The sequence below is a fragment of the Vibrio pomeroyi genome (assembly GCF_024347595.1).
GTDB classification, from domain to species: domain Bacteria; phylum Pseudomonadota; class Gammaproteobacteria; order Enterobacterales; family Vibrionaceae; genus Vibrio; species Vibrio pomeroyi.
Genome location: NZ_AP025507.1, coordinates 353,124 through 370,798 on the forward strand (window position 1 = coordinate 353,124; position 17,675 = coordinate 370,798).

At 45.9% G+C, this 17,675-nt stretch carries 12 protein-coding genes; 5 read left to right on the plus strand and 7 right to left on the minus strand.

From position 1 onward, the window contains the following. Positions 1-37: 37 nt before the first annotated feature. The 3 genes from OCV12_RS17760 to OCV12_RS17770 form a co-directional block, all read right to left on the minus strand. Complete coding sequence (locus OCV12_RS17760; RefSeq protein ID WP_132761657.1) at positions 38-1,429, minus strand: HlyD family type I secretion periplasmic adaptor subunit; 1,392 nt, start codon at positions 1,427-1,429, stop codon at positions 38-40. A gap of 115 nt (positions 1,430-1,544) precedes the next feature. Then, positions 1,545-2,837, minus strand: coding sequence for a sigma-54-dependent transcriptional regulator (locus OCV12_RS17765; protein WP_261886740.1), 1,293 nt, complete (start codon positions 2,835-2,837; stop codon positions 1,545-1,547). An 83-nt stretch (positions 2,838-2,920) separates the two neighbouring features. Beyond that, positions 2,921-4,864 (minus strand): sensor histidine kinase, encoded by a 1,944-nt coding sequence (locus tag OCV12_RS17770; protein ID WP_261886741.1) that lies wholly within the window; start codon positions 4,862-4,864, stop codon positions 2,921-2,923. 167 nt (positions 4,865-5,031) lie between these two features. On the opposite strand from OCV12_RS17770, the gene pdxH reads away from it, so the two are divergent. Then, a complete protein-coding gene (gene pdxH, locus OCV12_RS17775) occupies positions 5,032-5,667 on the plus strand; it encodes a pyridoxamine 5'-phosphate oxidase (RefSeq protein ID WP_052879343.1) in 636 nt (211 codons plus the stop codon). 111 nt (positions 5,668-5,778) lie between these two features. Here the strand turns inward: pdxH and OCV12_RS17780 are convergent, their stop codons facing one another. From OCV12_RS17780 to OCV12_RS17790, 3 genes are all read right to left on the minus strand, one after another. Further along, positions 5,779-6,498 (minus strand): helix-turn-helix transcriptional regulator, encoded by a 720-nt coding sequence (locus tag OCV12_RS17780; protein ID WP_261886742.1) that lies wholly within the window; start codon positions 6,496-6,498, stop codon positions 5,779-5,781. Positions 6,499-6,936: 438 nt separating this feature from the next. Next, positions 6,937-8,763 carry an SUMF1/EgtB/PvdO family nonheme iron enzyme gene (locus OCV12_RS17785; RefSeq protein ID WP_261886743.1) on the minus strand — a complete coding sequence of 609 codons (1,827 nt, stop codon included), beginning with the start codon at positions 8,761-8,763 and terminating at the stop codon, positions 6,937-6,939. 186 nt (positions 8,764-8,949) lie between these two features. Next, a complete protein-coding gene (locus OCV12_RS17790) occupies positions 8,950-10,053 on the minus strand; it encodes a PEGA domain-containing protein (protein ID WP_132969999.1) in 1,104 nt (367 codons plus the stop codon). A 482-nt stretch (positions 10,054-10,535) separates the two neighbouring features. Here OCV12_RS17790 and OCV12_RS17795 point away from each other — a divergent pair, with 482 nt between their 5' ends. The 4 genes from OCV12_RS17795 (at position 10,536) to putP (ending at position 17,071) form a co-directional block, all read left to right on the plus strand. Beyond that, complete coding sequence (locus tag OCV12_RS17795; RefSeq protein ID WP_261886744.1) at positions 10,536-11,360, plus strand: AraC family transcriptional regulator; 825 nt, start codon at positions 10,536-10,538, stop codon at positions 11,358-11,360. A gap of 181 nt (positions 11,361-11,541) precedes the next feature. After that, positions 11,542-14,679 (plus strand): bifunctional proline dehydrogenase/L-glutamate gamma-semialdehyde dehydrogenase PutA, encoded by a 3,138-nt coding sequence (gene putA / locus OCV12_RS17800; RefSeq protein WP_261886745.1) that lies wholly within the window; start codon positions 11,542-11,544, stop codon positions 14,677-14,679. Between the two features lie 11 nt (positions 14,680-14,690). After that, entirely contained in the window at positions 14,691-15,395 is a 705-nt protein-coding gene (locus tag OCV12_RS17805; protein WP_123305772.1) for a 1-pyrroline-5-carboxylate dehydrogenase, read from the plus strand. A 149-nt stretch (positions 15,396-15,544) separates the two neighbouring features. Continuing rightward, positions 15,545-17,071, plus strand: coding sequence for a sodium/proline symporter PutP (putP, locus tag OCV12_RS17810; protein WP_017632008.1), 1,527 nt, complete (start codon positions 15,545-15,547; stop codon positions 17,069-17,071). 71 nt (positions 17,072-17,142) lie between these two features. Here putP and OCV12_RS17815 read toward each other — a convergent pair whose 3' ends face one another. Next, a complete protein-coding gene (locus tag OCV12_RS17815; protein ID WP_176679089.1) occupies positions 17,143-17,664 on the minus strand; it encodes a MerR family transcriptional regulator in 522 nt (173 codons plus the stop codon). Positions 17,665-17,675 lie beyond the last annotated feature (11 nt).

The window sequence follows — 17,675 nt, forward strand, 5'->3', positions numbered from 1 at the left end:
CTGTGTATCGAAAGGCGTTGTTAAACATCAAACGTCCTTACTCTTTTAGTGCGTTGTTTTGAGCGCTTAATATTGGCTTCAACATGTACTCAAGCACGGTTCTTTTACCCGTGATGATGTCGACAGAGGCCGTCATTCCCGGAATGATTGGCAGTTCTTCGTTTTTACCAAAATTGTGTTTTTCGGTGCGTACACGCACGATGTAGAAGCTGTTGCCTTCTTCATCTTGGGTGGTATCGGCGCTGATGTGCTCTAACACACCTTCTAGACCACCGTATTTTGTGAAGTCGTAAGCACTGAATTTAACTATGGCTGTCAGTTCTGGGCGCAGGAAGGCGATGTCTTGAGGAGCGATTTTTGCTTCGACCAATAGAGAATCTTCAGTCGGTACAATCTCAACGATGTCCATGCCCGGTTGGATAACACCGCCTACGGTATTAATGCCAAGCGTTTTGACGGTTCCGGTTACTGGAGAAACCACCACGGTACGATTTACTCTGTCTTCAAGGCCAACGGCCGATTCGGTCAGTGCAGAAAGTTTGTCTTGTGCTTGATTGAGTTTTTCTTGTTGTTCTGAGCGGAAGTTCAACGCGGCATCAATACGGCTGAGCATGGATTCTTTGATGGCTGAACGTAGAAGAGGGACTTTGAGTTCGCTTGAGGTCATTTCTCGGCGAGTGTCGTTTACTTGTCTTTGGAGCTTTAGTAGCTCAATGCGTGGTACCACACCTTCATCAGCAAGGGGTTTGGTGATATCCAGTTCTTGGCGAGCAAACTGGTAGCTCTGTTTTAGGTTGCGGACACGTGCTTTAATTTCGACAAGGTCTTGTTGTTTTTGTTCAACCTGTTGATCAAAAACGGAAAGTTGATTTTTTAGGTTGTTAAGGTCTTGGCGGTATTCTGCTTTTTGACGATTAACCAGTTGCGGTTGAAGCTCGTAGAACTTAGGTGGGAAGGCAAGCTTGCCGTAATCGAGAGTGACACTTTTCTTCCACTCTTTTTCAGAGAAATCTTCGTTAATAACCACACTGGTTAACGAAGCAGAGAGCATTAACACATTGGCGGTTAAGTTTGCGACCTGTTGTTCACGCTCACGGAAGTCTGAACGGAATCGAGTGTCATCGATCAAAAGTAGTTGCTGGCCTTTTTGAACTTGTTGACCTTCTTTTACTAAGATCTCTTTAACTAGGCCACCCTCAAGGTTTTGCACCACTTGGATTTGGGAAGAGGGGATGACCTTGCCTTGGCCAACGGTGACTTTGTCTATTTCAGCCCAAGCGGACCACCCAATAGCAGCAATAAAAAACAGAACGATCACCCACAACATAATACGCGCACTGGTCGGCGTATTGAGGAGTAGTGCCGCGGTTTTATCGTCGACGTACTCTAGTTCGGTTTCGTTCAATTTGCTGAAATTCTTCTGGCTCATAACAGTCCTTGTTTGCTAAATAAAAGTGCAAGCCTATTGAGTGTATTCTTACTTTTGATAAATGTTAAGATTTTGCTCCTTTAAATCTTTGAATTTATATATTTTTTAGATTCTATCAATTTTTGAAATCCGTTTTGTCGAGTTGATGCTTTCTTAGCTTGTCATAGAGCGTTTTTCGCGACACTTGCAGCTCTTGCTGTACGTCTTTTAAGCGTCCTTGATGGCGGTGTAGTGCCTCGATCAAGATAATCTGTTCAAAGCTATCGGTGCGTTGGCTTAAAGACTGTTGTTGCTCTTCAATGCTTACATCAATTTGGCTTTCGGTGTTTTGCTCATGTTCATCGTTGTCGAGTGACGGTTGCTTCACTTGCGTCAGCACTCTGAGCTCAGCGTGTTGACGAAGCTGGCGAATGTTTTCGCTCCAATGAGTAGTGATCAGCCGTTGAATCTCTTTCTCTGTGATAACTGGCGGTGGCAACTGATATCGACTAGCTGCACCGCGAGCAAAATGCTTAAACAAAGAGCCAATATCTTCCGTTCTTTGCGCCAAGGGTAGTAAATTAAAACGGCGCAGTTCACCTGTAATTGTAGTAGGAACTACTGTAGTTGCGATAATGATACAAGTTGCACTGGTCTTGCATGAGTTTTCACGAAGTAGAGTGGGTTTTAGAGCGGCTAACCATAACCATTGCTGCGAAGTTAACGCTTCTGTTTCATGGATATAGAGAGTTCCACCCTGATGTTTGTGGAATAATTGCAGAACAAATTGATCAAGTGTCGCTTGGTCACTACGAGGTAAATTGAACGCCGCAATTGGGCAAAGCTCGGCAGTTGAGTGGCTATGCAGATCGTGTGTGTACTGAGCGGTGATTCGTTTTCCTGTGCCGATATCGCCAACAAACATCAGCAGTGGGTTTTGTTTGCAATCTAATGTGATTAGTTCACGGCGTAATGTCTGCATCGATGGAGACTGGCCAATTAATTTGGGGCCAACCTGATTCTGCATCGCGAGCTCTTTTCTTAGTAGGTTGTTCTCTTCTACCAAGGCGAGCTTATCGGCTGCTTTTTTGACTGCCGTTAATAGGGCATCGACCACAAACGGCTTTTCCAGAAAATCATAGGCGCCAGCCTTCATCGCGGACACCGCAGTTTGCACATCGCCATGCCCAGTCAGCACGATGATTTGAAAGTTAGGATTCTGGCTCAGCAACTTCTGGGTAAATTGAATACCGTCCATTACTGGCATATGGATGTCGGTAATCACGATGCCTGCTTGTGCTACGTCTATCTGCTTAAGCGCCTCAACGGCATTAGGGAAGCAGACAATGTCGATGCCTTCAATCAGCATGGCTTGTTCTACCGAGTCTCGGATAGCGGGTTCATCGTCGACAAAATAGAGTTTGGGCATAGAGTGCAAAGCCGTGTCCTTAGCTGTATGTGAGATTAGCGGTAATGTGAAATTCGTTTTCTCGTTAACAATAACGATGTGCGTTAGTCGTTAACTTTGTATAACGGAATATTGAGCGAGAATACCATGCCTGTCGGCTCCAACAGGGTTGCACTGATCGAGCCGTGATACGCTTCAATAATCCGCTTCGATATAGAGAGTCCAAGCCCTAAGCCTTCTGGCTTGGTGGTGAAAAACGGATCAAAAAGTTGTTCAAGCTTGTCGGCAGGCATACCAATTCCGTTATCCCAAATGATCACCTGACACATGTCTTCATGCAGTTGCCACTCAACGCCTATCTGTGGGATAGCCTGTTGAACTGTTGTTTGTTGAACTGTCGTTTCTTGGAGCGAGTTTTGTTGAAGATACAGAGCTTGCTGATCTATGACTTGCTGCTGAAGTGCTTGAGCCGCGTTGTGAATCAGATTCACCAGCACTTGTTCGAGCTCGGTTGGGTGAATCGCAATATTAAGGTCATCCGGTACCGTGCTTAACCTGAGCGTGATGCCTTGCTTGATCATCAGTGCGCTGAGAATACTGGTGGCGTTGTTGACCGCTTGATGCAGATTCGCCACATGATGTTCCTGTTTGGTCACTTTACGAGTGAACACCTTAAGGCGGGCGATGATCTCGGTAATCGAGGTGTTTAACGCGATCATTTTGCCTAGGTTACTTTTCACCAAATCGATTCGATCCATCTCAAGTAGTTTTAAGCTGTTTTCGCTGTAGGTTCTGAGTGCGGCTAGCGGTTGGTTTATTTCATGGTTAATGCTGGCTGACAGCTCACCCAGAACGGCTAGTTTGGCGGTTTGGGTCAGCTCTTGTTCTGTCTGCTTCAACTTCAACTGAGACTCTTGGTACTGAAAGATGGTTTGCTGAAGTTGCTGATTCGATTGCTTTAGATATTGAGTGCGCTTATCTACCGTTTGTTCCAGGTTTTGGTTGAGTCGGGTCAACGCCACTTTCGCTACGTAGGTTTGGCGCCATGACCAAGCAATCAGCACTACTAAGCTATAAATAACAACAAAGGTGATGTCTATCTGCATCACTTTAAGCAGTTCCGCTTTGGTCTCTTTTAAGGCCACTACTTGATATTGGTTGTTGCTGACGGCTGCAGGGTAAAGATTAAAAGTCCCAAGCTTGAATAACTGGTTGGCGGTTAGCTCTTCTCGGATTTCGTTGGATTGACGGTAGTTAGCCTGGCTGGCGCTGTTAGCTTCTGGCTGAGAGTTTGAAGAGCGAAAGGCTTCAATGATCGAAATTTCGCTCTGACCGTATTGGCGTTGAAGTGCGATATCGGTTTGTTGTTGCTGAGTTAATGGCAACAAGGAACGATAAAGCCAAGGCGCTTGGCTTGAAAGAAACACCACTTGGTTCGAATCGAGTACCACGATCTCAAAATCTTCGCTGGTCAGGATGTTTTCTAGATTCTCTAAGCTCACTTTTACCGTGATAACTCCGACGATTTCCTCGTCAATATACAAAGGCGAAGACAGAAAATAACCTCGTACGTCCGAGCGAGCACCTAGCGCGACATATTGTGTCTTGTTGCCTTTAATTGCAGAAGCAAAGTAGGGACGAAACGAGAAGTTTTCGCCAACAAAGGTTCGTGGCTTTTGGTAGTTACTTGAAGCCACGACAGTGCCACTCGGATCATGGATATAGATGGTGTCCGCTTGGCTTTGTCCCGACCACTCGAATAATAAGTTATTGAGCTGCGCAGCGGAGATCTTGTCTGTTTGTGGTGATTCGTCGAAGTAAGACAGCAAGCGCGGATCGTGGCTGAGCAGATCGGGGATCTGTTTGAATTTATCCAACTCAGAATCGATTTGTAGATTCGCTTTATTGGCCGCTTCGTTGAGTTGTTGAGTGACGATTTTTTCTTGGAATTGCACTGCCAAAAAGTGTGTTGCGGTCAGCCCTGCTGATCCCAGTAACAGCGAGAATAAAACGAAGGGCGTCATTAGGTTAGGCAGTATTTTGGTCACTGGGATCTCAGCTTGTCATCGGTTTGTATAAAGATTATCAATATGATGGAGAGAGTACCGAGATCTTGTTAACACAGAGCACCTTCTATGAGACAAAACCAAGGCTTAGACTTGTGTTTCAAAGGATTACGGCGCAAAATCACAAAAAAATTAAAAGGAGCAACCAAATGGAACTGACAGATATTCGTCGCGAATACGCTAAGGGTGGATTGAGACGTAAAGACTTGGCCGCAGACCCGATTGAGCAATTCAATCTATGGCTAGAGCAAGCCATCGAAGCTAAGTTGACTGACCCTACTGCCATGACAGTTGCTACGGTTGATGAAAATGGTCAGCCATTCCAACGCATTGTTCTACTGAAGAATGTCGATAAAGACGGTTTTGTTTTTTACACTAACTTAGGTAGCCGTAAAGCGCATCAACTTGAGCACAATAGCAAAATCAGCCTACATTTCCCTTGGCACCCTCTTGAGCGCCAAGTTCATATCACGGGCACGGCTGAAAAGCTGACTGCGATGGAAAACATGAAGTACTTTTCGTCACGTCCAAAAGAGAGCCAGTTAGCTGCTATTGCAAGTAAGCAAAGTAGTCGCATCTCTGCTCGTGGTATCTTGGAAGGTAAATATTTAGAGCTGAAACAGAAGTTTGCGAAAGGTGAGATTCCTGTGCCTTCTTTCTGGGGTGGCTTCCGTGTGCGTGTTGATAGCATTGAATTCTGGCAAGGTGGCGAGCACCGCTTGCATGATCGCTTCTTGTTCTCACGCCAAGACAACTGCTGGGATATTGATCGCCTAGCGCCTTAGTTCTAGCCAGTTGCACCAATCAAAAAGATACCGTTGATTTTGTGTTTAATCACATCAACGGTATTTTTTCGTCTGTACTTTTATCTGGATACAAGTGTGCAGGGCGTTTAATCAGTCGCTGTGTAGAACCACTGAGATCTGTTTTTTGAGTAGGGTCTCGGGGATCACTGAGCCTAATCCTGAGTCCAATGCATACTCTATTAACTGGCTTTTACTGCGCGCATCGAACTTCTGCTTTAACCTCGCGACATGGCCTTCGACGGTCTTGATTGAAATATTCAACGTCAGCGCAATGTACTGGGGTTTCTTACCGAAGAGCAGTAAGAACAACACTTCTGATTCTCTTGCTGTCAGCTTCTTTTGCAGTTTCGATACTCGCGGTTTTGATCCGGCAATCGATGCCTGATTGTCCTTCGTGCACGTTGCCTGACATACCCAATGACCTACCTCTAAAATCGCCGTGTCTGTTAGTTCTTGGCCATAGAAAATCGTGCCTTGCACCTTGTCTTCGTCATCAAGCCAAGGGGTTTTAGTAAAGATATGTGCGTGCCAGCGGCCATCAGGGTAGGGGTGAATATCGAGGATCTTGAGCGTACTGCGTGTGTCCATCACATGCTTGTCTTGAGCCCGGAAATCTTGAGCGCATTCGATAGTTTGGCTCGGCATATCGAAATCGGTCAAGCCAGTACACGTCTCGCCCGGTTTTAAGCCAATCAGTTGGTTGTAAGCGAGGTTTGCATATACGAAGACCGAGTCAGTATCTTTGCAGCCCCAGCAGCCTGGAAGTTGTTCAAATAAAGAACGATGTATGGAGTTGAGTGGATCTGGCAAGGTTTTATCTCGTAATCAGAAGTATAACGATGATATCAGTTTCTTATAGCGCTGCAATGGTAATTAGAGAGTGAAATCGGCGCTGAAATTTGGGGTTGAATATCCGTTAAACGGATTGCTGAGGAACTGCTTCAATCACGGGGAATAGATAAACGAAAAGGGCGATAAACAGCCAAAAAAAAGCCAGCCTGAAGAGGGGCTGGCCAAAGACAAGATATGCCTTGTCGACATGTAGAAGATTTTCAGTTTAATTCACGAGGGTCATGCAAATTAAACTGAGGCATCAGTTAGATACCCAGAGTGACTTACTACTCTATCGACGAATCTACTCCTAGGAATGCTAATGCATAAGGGGGGAATTCCCCTATAAACGCTGCTCAATGTGAGAATTGAGAACCTAGAGTAAATATTTTAAAACTTCAGCAAGTAATGGAGAGCTTACAGCTCTCGCAATACTCGGAATCCTAGGTAGTTGGCTGCGGTTGAAGGTGCAACGTTCAGTTCGTTATACACTTTCGCTTCTTCTGGAGAGAAGCTCCAAGCTCCCCCCTTCGCTAAGCCTTTCTGAGTGGTTGTCCATTCCCATACGTTACCCACCATGTCGTAGAAACCAGTAGGCGTTGGTAAGAATGATTTAACCGGAGATGTGCTAACGTTTGACCAAGGTGTACCAGACCAACCGGTATTGGCTTTGCCAGAGCGGAACTCGTTGCCCCACCAGAAGTTGGTGTCTTGGCCTGCTCTTGCTGCTGCTTCCCACTCTTGTGGTGTTGGTAAACGGTAGGTAAAGCCTGTGTTGTCAGATAACCAACGAGTGTATGCCTTGGCATCGTTTTGGCTCACACAAACCACTGGAGAGTTATTCGCTTGCTTAAAGCCAGGGCTCTTCCAGTCGGTGTCAGAAACAGTCGTGATCTCGGCATTAACGAAGGTGTCGCAGGTGTTCATCAGTTCTGCGTCTGTCTTGTAGCCAGTGCTTTCAACGAATGCTTTGAAATCTTGAACGCGAGTTGGCGTAGCGGCTAATGCAAATGGCTGTTTGATGGTCACTTGCTTGGCATTGTTTTCACCAAGTAGGTAGCGACCCGATCCAACCACGATCATTTCTGGGCTCTGAGTGTCGTTACCCATAGGGTCGGCAAACTTAGTACCGACATTCAGTGAATTCTGTTTAGCTCGTAGTACGGCTCTTAGGTTGTGATCGCGAGCGATTTTCAGCTCTTGGTGAAAAGAAAGGTAACCTTCTTTCTCGATCGTCACCATGTGTTGGCCAGTTGGCAGCATGATTTCAACTGGCGTGCTGCCATAGTTCACGCCGTTAATCGACACCTTATCGTTGTACTGGTTTGAACGAACTACCAAGTTAACCCAAGCGACTTCTTTCTGCTGGTCGTTGGCTTGTTGATCGCTCTGCGTGAAACAATTTGATGACTGAATGCCCAACAGGCGACAAGGCGTGTTCTTATTTGGACGAGTTTCTAGATTTGCAGCAATCACTGCTCGGTAACGGTTATCTTCAGAGAAACCTGATGATTTCACCTTGTGCTGTAGAACGTGAATGTTCAGTGAAGCAGACGCCAAGTGTTCTTTCACTGTTTTCGATTCAGTCGCGTTGTCGACAAGGCTGTGTTGGAATTGCTTTACCGCTTTTTGAAGTGCCAAGGTCACCGTTTGATCAGAACACTGCGCCAGTGTCATGTCGTTGCTACAACGGTTAGTGAAGCTGACGGTTTGTTCTTCCGTTTGAGTGATCTCGTTTCTTAGTCGCTCGGCTCTTGCTCTTAGCTTGTCTTGATTCAGGTTTGCAATTGAAGCTTCTGCTGCTGCTTTCTCAGCTTGAATTGCTTCTAGCTCCATCATCAAGCCTTGTTGCTTCTGCTCAGAGTCTGAAATCGCAAGCTTGCCTTCTTTAACTACCTTCCAGGCGTCTTGAAAGCGGTTTTGAGCTGGTGAGATATCGAAATCGGGCTCATCAATCATACGCGTGTAGTCTTGCTCTAGGTTTGCTTTCGCCGTCGCGAGTTTTTGTTCTGCTTGCGCAGATTGTTTAGCCAGACGGGCAGTTTGCTGTGCTTGATTGTCGACTTGGTTTTTCTTGTCCGCCAGTTTTTTCTCAACAGCCGTAAGGTCGGCGTGTTTTTCGAAAAGTGAGCTTTCAATGTCGGTGACAGATGACGCGATCGCTGGTGGTGCCTCAGCAAAAACAGCTGGCGTCATTAAGCAGGGAGCAAGTGCAAATAATAGAGTAGGAAGACCTTGGCGCATGATGGGCTACTTCAATCGTAATTTAGGTTAATCGAATATTCTAAACGAGAACGCCATTTCATCTGTAGCTACTGTTTATAACTATCAACAAAATGGCGAGTGTTCATTCAGCTTTGTGAAATAGGCACGGCTATCTGATATAGAGCTAAGCGTTAATATCGGCTTAGCTCTATGTAGAAAGGGTGTTTAGCTTTCTTTGCTAGGAAGAAGCTTAACCCAAATAGTGTCGCTGCCGTTGACGGTAACTGTGCGGTTGTAAGACTCGTAACCTTGTTTTGAAATGGTTACTTGGTGACGACCGCTTGGTAGCGCAACCTCAAGAGGCGTGCTGCCGTACTTGATGCCATTGATAGTCACTGAATCATTGTATTGATCAGAACGTACCGTCACGTTAGCCCACTGTTTGTCACTCTTTTTAACAACCGCTGCATTGCTGCCTGTTAAACAGTAGCGGGTTGAAACGTTCAATAGGTTACACGCTGCAACCGCTTCAGGTTTTGCTTGAAGCTGAGCTTGCATCTGCATGAAGTAAGAGTTGTTACCAGAGAAGCCGCTCTTGATTGCTTGGCTGTCTTGAACATGGATGTTCAGTTGAACACCTTGTAAGTTTTGCTTCGCTAGTGTGCTTTCTGTGAGCTGCTCAAGTAATTGGCTCTTGAACGTTTGCACGGCTTTTTGGTTGGTCAGGTGTTTACCCTGCGCAGTACACTCCCCCAGTGTCATTGTTGATGAACATGTGGTGGTGTAGCTGGTTTCAAGAACCGCACTTTCACGCAGTTCTGTTGCAATACGTTTTACGCGAGCTTCAACTTTTGACTCTCTCAAGTTTGCCAGCTCATTATTCAGGCGAGCTTGCTTTTGCTTGATTTGAGAAAGGTGAATTTCACCCTCGTTCATCGCTTGTTGATTGTCTAATTGAGCAGATTGATTTTCTTTAACCGCAGCCCACGCATCTTGGTAACTTTTCTGGAAAGAGACCAGATCTGTCTCTGGATCTTCAAGTAAGCGACTGTACTGTTTGTCTAGTACAGACTTGGCTCTGTTACGTTTTGCCTTAAGTTCTTCACCTTCGCGCAACAACTTACTGTTTTTGTTTTGTAGTTGTTTTAGGTTCTCAGTCGCCGATACTTTGGTTGCTGAAATACGCTCAATATCTGAGTTTTTCTCTGTTAGCTTTGCATCGATAGCTGAAACGGGATCGACTTGATTCAGTTCTTCAGCGGATACCGATGCAGATACCCAAAGTGGGGATAGCGCAAGTAAAAGCGCTGAAATTCGAAAGTTAGTCATAGGTCCCTGCAACTTGTAGATTGAAATTGGCTCGTTAATAAAGTGTCTACTTCCTAGTTGTGAGTCACTAGTTATTAGCAATTAACACAGTACCCGTCTTTATACCGTTTTATTGCTATCCAATCTACTCAAAAGCCAAGTTTCGGTACTTCTGATACACTTTTTACAGGTTTAAACTAAAATATTTGAGCTATATAAGAAAATGTATTCGTTATGTTGGAATGTAGAAGCATTTATCTAAGACATGGTTTTAGGCATTTGTGGACTTGTGTTGTAAGCCTTTAAATCCACTGGAACGATTGGTTTTACAATGCCCGTAGTTTATACACTCTTGATCATCTTTCCGGAGGCATGATCAAGACGATCGCAGTGATGATCTTTCCTTTGAGGTCAGGAAATGACTCTCATGATCATTTACAAATTCATCTTGTGCAGATTTCAGAGTATTATTCTTACTATGTTGACTTGAGTACTTTGCTGTCATGCCAAAACCTTTACCCTTTCCAAACCTAGACTTGTCTCCGCTAGGCCTTGCTGGCCCTCGTCCCGCAGAGATCATTACCTTGCCATCGCATATGGATTGCCACGAGCACCATTATTCGCAGGTGGTGATTGGTCTAAAAGGTCAGGCGGAATTTGAAGTCAGCGGTAAGGGCAATCTGGTCGGCCCCGGCCAAGGATGTGTAGTGACCGCAAGCTCTGATCATGCTTTCGGTGGCGTGGTCGGTCAGTCGGATATTTTGGTGCTTAATATGCCTGTACCGAGTGACGACGACCCTTTGATGCTAGAGAAGATTAACCAGCTAGAGTCATCAAACGTCTACTTCCAATTAGACGCGCAAATTCAAAAGCTTATCCATATGTTGGTGCAAGAGATGCAGGCAAGCCCTGATGACTTGCTACTAAGCCGTGCCTGTAATGATACCGTGATTGCACTGATGCAAAGGCACATCTCGGCGTTTGAAACCTCAATCAAAGATTCGCGTTTCGATCTTGAAGCGCTGGATCGCTACATTGAGCAACACCTCGCAAATAAGATCTCAGTCGCGCAGCTGGCAGGCAGTGTGTTCTTGGGTGAAAGCCAATTCCATATGCTATTCAAAGAGCAAATGGGCATTACCCCTCATCAATATGTATTAGGTAAGCGTATCGACCGCTCTCGCCGCTTGATCGAACAAGGTAATCTGAGCCTTGGTCAGGTTGCAGAACTTGCTGGTTTCTCCGGTCAATCCTCCTTTACTCACACCTTTTCACGCCTTCAAGGCATGTCACCATCCCAATACAAAAAGAAAATTTCTGTTAAATAGTGAAACAAAACGGCATATTATTTTAAAGTTTCATATGTGACGTTGTGTTTGTTTTGTTAATAAAGCGAGTTTTTAGCAAAAAACTCGGAGTTTTTGACAAGTAATCCTTATATACTCTAAATACACTGCAGCCATTGTAGAGATCCCCGGGCAATTCCGGGTGTGAGATTAAGGAAAACGCATGTTTACAGCTACTGATGTGTTAAAGCCAGAATTCAACGAGCAGTCGCTTGCTGATCTATGGTCGCTTATCTCACCATTATATATGGTGGATGAAACCCAATGGCTAGAGCAACTTCTGCCACTAGCTACCCCTTCTGAGTCTGAAAAGCAGCAAATCACAGAGAAAACGACATCATTGATCGAAGCTATCCGTGCGGATAAGACTTCTATCCAGATGATCGATGCACTGTTGCTTGAATACAGCTTAGATACTCAAGAGGGCATCTTGCTGATGTGTCTGGCGGAAGCCTTGATGCGTATTCCTGATTCAGCAACGGCTGATGCGCTGATTCGCGACAAGCTGAGCGTTGCGGATTGGAAGTCTCACCTTAAGAATTCTGATTCGGTGTTTGTTAACGCATCCACTTGGGGCTTGATGCTAACGGGCAAGGTGGTTGGACTTTCATCTAAAGAGCAGAGTGCAGGTCAAGCGGTTAACCGTTTGGTGAACAAGCTTTCTGAGCCGGTGATTCGTAAAGCGATGCACCAAGCAATGAAGGTGATGGGTCACCAATTCGTTCTTGGTCGCAGCATTGCTGAAGCGCAGAAGAACGGTAAGTCTATGCGTGATAAAGGTTTTACCTACTCATACGACATGCTAGGTGAAGCGGCGCTGACCACTGCAGACGCAAACAAATACTTCAAAGATTACCTAATGGCGATTGAAGCCGTAGGTCGAGACACATACGTCTCTTCAAAATCGAGCCCAGCACCGTCTGTTTCTATCAAGCTTTCTGCACTTCACCCACGTTATGAAGTGGCGAACGAAGACCGTGTTCTAAATGAACTGTGCGACACACTAGAGCAACTACTGCGCCGCGCTGTCGAGCTTGATGTTGCAATTACGATTGATGCTGAAGAAGCGGATCGCCTAGAGCTATCTCTTAAATTATTCGAAAAACTGTACCGCACTGACCTTGTGAAAGGTTGGGGTAAATTTGGTCTGGTTATTCAAGCTTACTCAAAACGTGCGCTTCCGGTTCTGGTTTGGCTAAACCGCCTAGCGAAAGAGCAGGGTGATCTAATCCCGCTTCGCTTGGTGAAAGGCGCGTACTGGGACAGCGAGATCAAATGGTCACAACAGGCTGGTTTCACAGATTACCCAGTTTACACACGTAAAGAAGCGACAGATGTAGCTTACCTTGCTTGTGCGCGTTACCTATTGAGCCCAAGTGTTCGTGGCAATATCTTCCCGCAGTTTGCGAGCCACAATGCTCACACCGTTTCTGCAATTGCAGTGATGACTGACCATAAAGACTTTGAATTCCAACGCTTACACGGCATGGGTGACTCTCTTTACAACCATGCGATGGAAGCTTACCAACAGTCGGTACGTATTTACGCACCAGTTGGTAGCCATAAAGATCTACTGCCATACCTAGTACGTCGCTTGCTAGAGAACGGCGCAAACAGCTCGTTTGTACACCGTTTGGTTGATGCTCGTTGCCCTGTGGCAGAGCTAACACAACACCCAGTCGATATGCTTCTGGCGTTCGATACGCTGAACAACACTAAGATTCCTCTACCTCCAGCGGTATTCCCTGAGCGTAAGAACTCTTACGGTGTGAACATTGATATCGAAAGTGAAGCTCATCAATTTGAAGAGCAGGTTAAGTCTTTCCTTAACAATCAATGGACTGCAGGCCCTGTGATCAACGGTGAATCTCTTGCCGAAAGCATGATCAAGGCTGATCAGAACGTTGAACAAGTCACTGCACCTTACGATCGTCGCATTAACGTGGGTCAGGTGGCTTTCGCTAACCTTGATCATGTTTCCGCAGCGATCACTGGCGCAGATGCGGCATTCGCTGATTGGAACGCAACTTCGGTTGAAACCAAAGCGGCTGCGCTTGAGAAGCTGGCTGATCTGATGGAAGACAACCTTGCTGAGCTGGTGGCGATTTGTCATCAAGAAGCGGGTAAGACGATTCACGATAGCGTTGATGAAGTGCGTGAAGCGGTCGACTTCTGTCGTTACTACGCAAAACAAGCAGACAACCTACAAGGTTTCGAACTAAAAGGTTTTGACGGCCAAACTCGAATCGCTTCACGACAAGGTCGTGGTGTGTTCGTTTGTATCAGCCCTTGGAACTTCCCTCTCGCTATCTTCCTTGGCCAAATTACAGCGGCACTCGTCGCGGGTAACACGGTTGTGGCGAAACCTGCTGAACAAACAAGCTTGATTGCAGCTCGCGCCGTTGAACTGATGAATGAAGCGGGTTTCCCTGCTGGCACGATTCAACTTCTACCTGGTCGTGGTGCTGAGATCGGCAGTGCGCTAACCAGCCACGATGCGATTGCGGGCGTAGCCTTTACGGGTTCAACCCCAACAGCACAACGCATCAATGTGTCATTGGCAAGCCGTAACGCTAAGCCAGTTCCGTTTATCGCGGAAACCGGTGGCCAAAATGCAATGATCGTCGACAGTACCGCATTGCCTGAGCAGGTGGTTCGTGATGTGATTCGTTCTGCATTCGCTTCAGCTGGTCAACGTTGTTCTGCACTGCGTGTGCTTTACATCCAAGAAGACATTGCAGACCGCGTTATTGCATTGATTCACGGTGCAATGGACGAGCTGAGTGTTGGTATTCCACATCTACACAAAACGGATGTTGGCCCTGTTATCGATGAGAATGCGAAACAGAAGTTGATGACGCACCTAGAAAACATGACCAATACCCAGAAGAAGGTGGCTCAATTTTCTCTAGGTACGGATTGTGAACATGGTGATTTTGTTCCACCAAGTGCTTTTGAAATTGATGACATCAGCTGTTTGAAAGAAGAACAGTTTGGCCCTGTGCTACACATCGTTCGCTTCAAGGCGAGTGAGTTAGCGCAAGTGGTAGACCAAATTAACCAAACCGGTTTTGGTTTAACCATGGGTATCCACAGCCGTAACGAAACAACTTACCGTTGGATCGAAAAACACGTTCGTGTGGGTAACTGCTATATCAACCGTGACCAAGTGGGCGCTGTTGTTGGTGTTCAACCATTTGGTGGTCAAGGCTTGTCGGGTACAGGTCCTAAAGCGGGTGGTCCTCACTACCTATATCGCTTTACTGATGTTCAGTTTTCTCAATCACAAGACAAGGCATAAGGAGCAGTATCATGGTTCATCAAGTGACAGGTTTTTCTGATGCTTTGCTAGCGTGGGAACAATGGAATCTTACCGACTTTGATCATAAGAGTGCTCAGGTACTTTCATTCAAATCAGAGATCGAAAGTCAGTCTGCGCCTTTGGCAGCAGTGGCGACTTATCATTTAGAGCAAGCGTCTGCACTGCTTTCTGAGCATCACCTAATGGCGGGTCCTACGGGCGAAACCAATGAGCTGTATGCTGCAGGTCGTGGTGTGGCTTTGGTAATTGTTGATGATTGCGAAGAGAAAGTGCCAGCGCTGCAAACCGCAACGGCAATGATTACTGCTGCACTATTGGCAGGTAACAGCGTTCAATTGTGCAGTGATGACGTGCAGTTCAATACCTTAATTGCTGACGCCGCGAAACAAGCGAATCTACCAACTAACTTGGTACAGGTTGCCTCGTATGACGCTGCTCAACAGCTGCTGTCTTGCGATGTACGTAGTGCGGGTTACGTGGGTAATTCACAAACGGCTCAAGCTATCAATTTACAACTTGCTAAGCGTGACGGTGCAATCGTCGGTTTAGTAGCTGAAACGGATCTAACGGCAATGAATGTTGCTAATGATCCACACCTATCGCTGCGCTTCATTACCGAGCGTACGCGAACTATAAATATAACAGCCGTGGGCGGTAACGCGACCTTGCTCGAACTTGGAAGCGAAGCTCACTAACCTTCAGTAATACTGGCTCTAAACACTTTTGGATTTTTCCATTTTGGTTTTCTCCATCTTTGGAATTAACTCATAGTGCTTTGGAGCCTGAATACCTAACTCAATGCATTTGCTTGCCTTTACGGTGAGTGCTTTGCATTGAATTAGGCATGGAAGGCTTTCTACAAAATGAGGACTATCAAATGATAGAAAACAGTTTTGCAATAACGACGACGTTCATTGCGTATCTAATTATGATGCTGGCAATCGGTGTTATTGCTTACAAACGTACATCTAACTCAACTGACTACTTCCTAGGTGGTCGTTCGTTAGGTCCATGGCCTGCTGCACTTTCTGCTGGTGCATCAGACATGAGTGGTTGGTTGCTACTTGGCCTACCAGGTTACGCTTACGCTGCTGGCTTTGAAGCATTCTGGCTTGCAGGTGGCCTGCTTGTTGGTACTTGGGCTAACTGGTTAATCAGTGCTAAGCGTCTGCGTACTTACAGTATTACAACTGAATCACTGACGTTGCCTGAGTTCCTATCTCGTCGCTTCAATGATAACTCTAAGCTGATCCAAACAATTTCTGCTTTCTTTATCCTTTTATTCTTCCTTTTCTACACAAGTTCAGGCTTGGTAGCGGGTGGTAAATTGTTTGAAACGGTATTTGGCCTAGATTACACAACAGCGGTAATTATCGGCACAGTATGTGTGGTTTCGTACACCCTGTTTGGTGGTTTCCTTGCAGTATCTTGGACTGACTTGGTTCAAGGTCTGTTGATGTCAGCTGCGCTATTGATTGTACCAATCGCAGCAATGAACGGTGGCCTTGGTCAACTGTCTACTGACCTACACAACATCAACCCAGAGCTTCTAACGCTATGGAATGATGCGAAAGGTGAACCACTTTCTGCTATCGCGATCATCTCGCTAGCGGCATGGGGTCTAGGTTACTTCGGTCAGCCACATATCCTTGCTCGTTTCAAAGCAACACGTAGCAATAAAGACCTAACAACAGCGCGTCGTATCGCGGTGGTATGGTCTGCACTGTCTATGGTTGGTGCAATGCTAGTGGGTCTTGTCGGTCTAATCTACGTGACTAATTCTGGTGCTCCTAAGCTAGACGATGGCGAGAAGATCTTCATGCTTCTTGTGAACGCGATGTTCCACCCAGTAATCGCAGGTATCCTACTTGCTGCAATCCTAGCGGCAATCATGAGTACTGCGGATTCACAGCTATTGGTATCTTCATCTGCACTAGCAGAAGATCTATACAAGCAAGTACTTAAGAAAGATGCGACGTCTGAAGAGATCGTTCGTGTAGGTCGCTTCGCGGTAATCCTAATCTCTCTTATTGCACTTGTGCTAGCGATGACACCAGACAGTTCAGTACTTGGCCTTGTATCTTACGCATGGGCAGGTTTCGGTGCTGCATTTGGTCCAGCTATCGTATTGAGCCTGTACTGGTCTCGTATGAACCGTAACGGCGCTCTAGCGGGTATCGTGGTTGGTGGTGTGACTATCGTACTTTGGAAACAGTTCACGGGCGGTTGGTTCGATGTTTACGAAATCGTACCGGGAATCATCCTATCGACTATCTCTATCGTTATCGTGAGCCTAATCACTGGCGAGCCAGAAGACGAAGTTAAGAAGCAACACGCTGAGTTCGAGAAGAATCTTGTTGAGCTAGACTAATTTACATTGTAAAAATACCAATGAATTAGCAAAATATATGAACAAAGAACAATAGAGTCACTTCGGTGGCTCTATTTTTTTGACCACTCCCTAATGCTTTTGACCTCATCTTGGTCGATATTCAAAGACTCTAAAAACTCTTGGTGAGCGGTTGGCTCCATCTTCTCAAACTGCTTATGCCAGTTCTTCATGTCTTCTTCGTTGAACCCTGCGTTCTCCATCACACGTACCCAGCGGTCTTTGGTAAGCAGTTTCTGTTCTAACAACTCTGGTTGTTCCAATAGCATGACAATCGCTTTTTGTTGTTGGCGAAGGTTTTGAATCTCTTTTTCCAACGCGTTGAACTGATTGACTAAGGTCTGTTCTTGTTTCACATCGTCTTTGCGATCAAGCAGCGCTGTGATCTCTTGTATTGATAGACCAAACGATCGGTACGAGATAATACTTTCTAGACGAGCCTGTTCTTTGTCGCCATACCAACGATAACCATTGTCTGAACGGCTGTGAGGCAGAAGCAACCCTGCACGCTCATAATAGAGAATGGTGGTGCGAGATATGTTGTAGGCCTTGGCAATTTGAGTGACAGTGAGCATGTTCAACCTCA

Bases quoted from the DNA above. Each gene is read 5' to 3' on its own strand.
- OCV12_RS17795 (WP_261886744.1), top strand. From the start codon at position 10,536: ATGCCAAAACCTTTACCCTTTCCAAACCTAGACTTGTCTCCGCTAGGC.
- OCV12_RS17805 (WP_123305772.1), top strand. From the start codon at position 14,691: ATGGTTCATCAAGTGACAGGTTTTTCTGATGCTTTGCTAGCGTGGGAA.
- putP (WP_017632008.1), top strand. From the start codon at position 15,545: ATGGAAGGCTTTCTACAAAATGAGGACTATCAAATGATAGAAAACAGT.
- OCV12_RS17765 (WP_261886740.1), bottom strand. From the start codon at position 2,837: ATGCCCAAACTCTATTTTGTCGACGATGAACCCGCTATCCGAGACTCG.
- OCV12_RS17815 (WP_176679089.1), bottom strand. From the start codon at position 17,664: ATGCTCACTGTCACTCAAATTGCCAAGGCCTACAACATATCTCGCACC.
- OCV12_RS17785 (WP_261886743.1), bottom strand. From the start codon at position 8,763: ATGCGCCAAGGTCTTCCTACTCTATTATTTGCACTTGCTCCCTGCTTA.
- putA (WP_261886745.1), top strand. From the start codon at position 11,542: ATGTTTACAGCTACTGATGTGTTAAAGCCAGAATTCAACGAGCAGTCG.
- OCV12_RS17790 (WP_132969999.1), bottom strand. From the start codon at position 10,053: ATGACTAACTTTCGAATTTCAGCGCTTTTACTTGCGCTATCCCCACTT.
- OCV12_RS17760 (WP_132761657.1), bottom strand. From the start codon at position 1,429: ATGAGCCAGAAGAATTTCAGCAAATTGAACGAAACCGAACTAGAGTAC.
- pdxH (WP_052879343.1), top strand. From the start codon at position 5,032: ATGGAACTGACAGATATTCGTCGCGAATACGCTAAGGGTGGATTGAGA.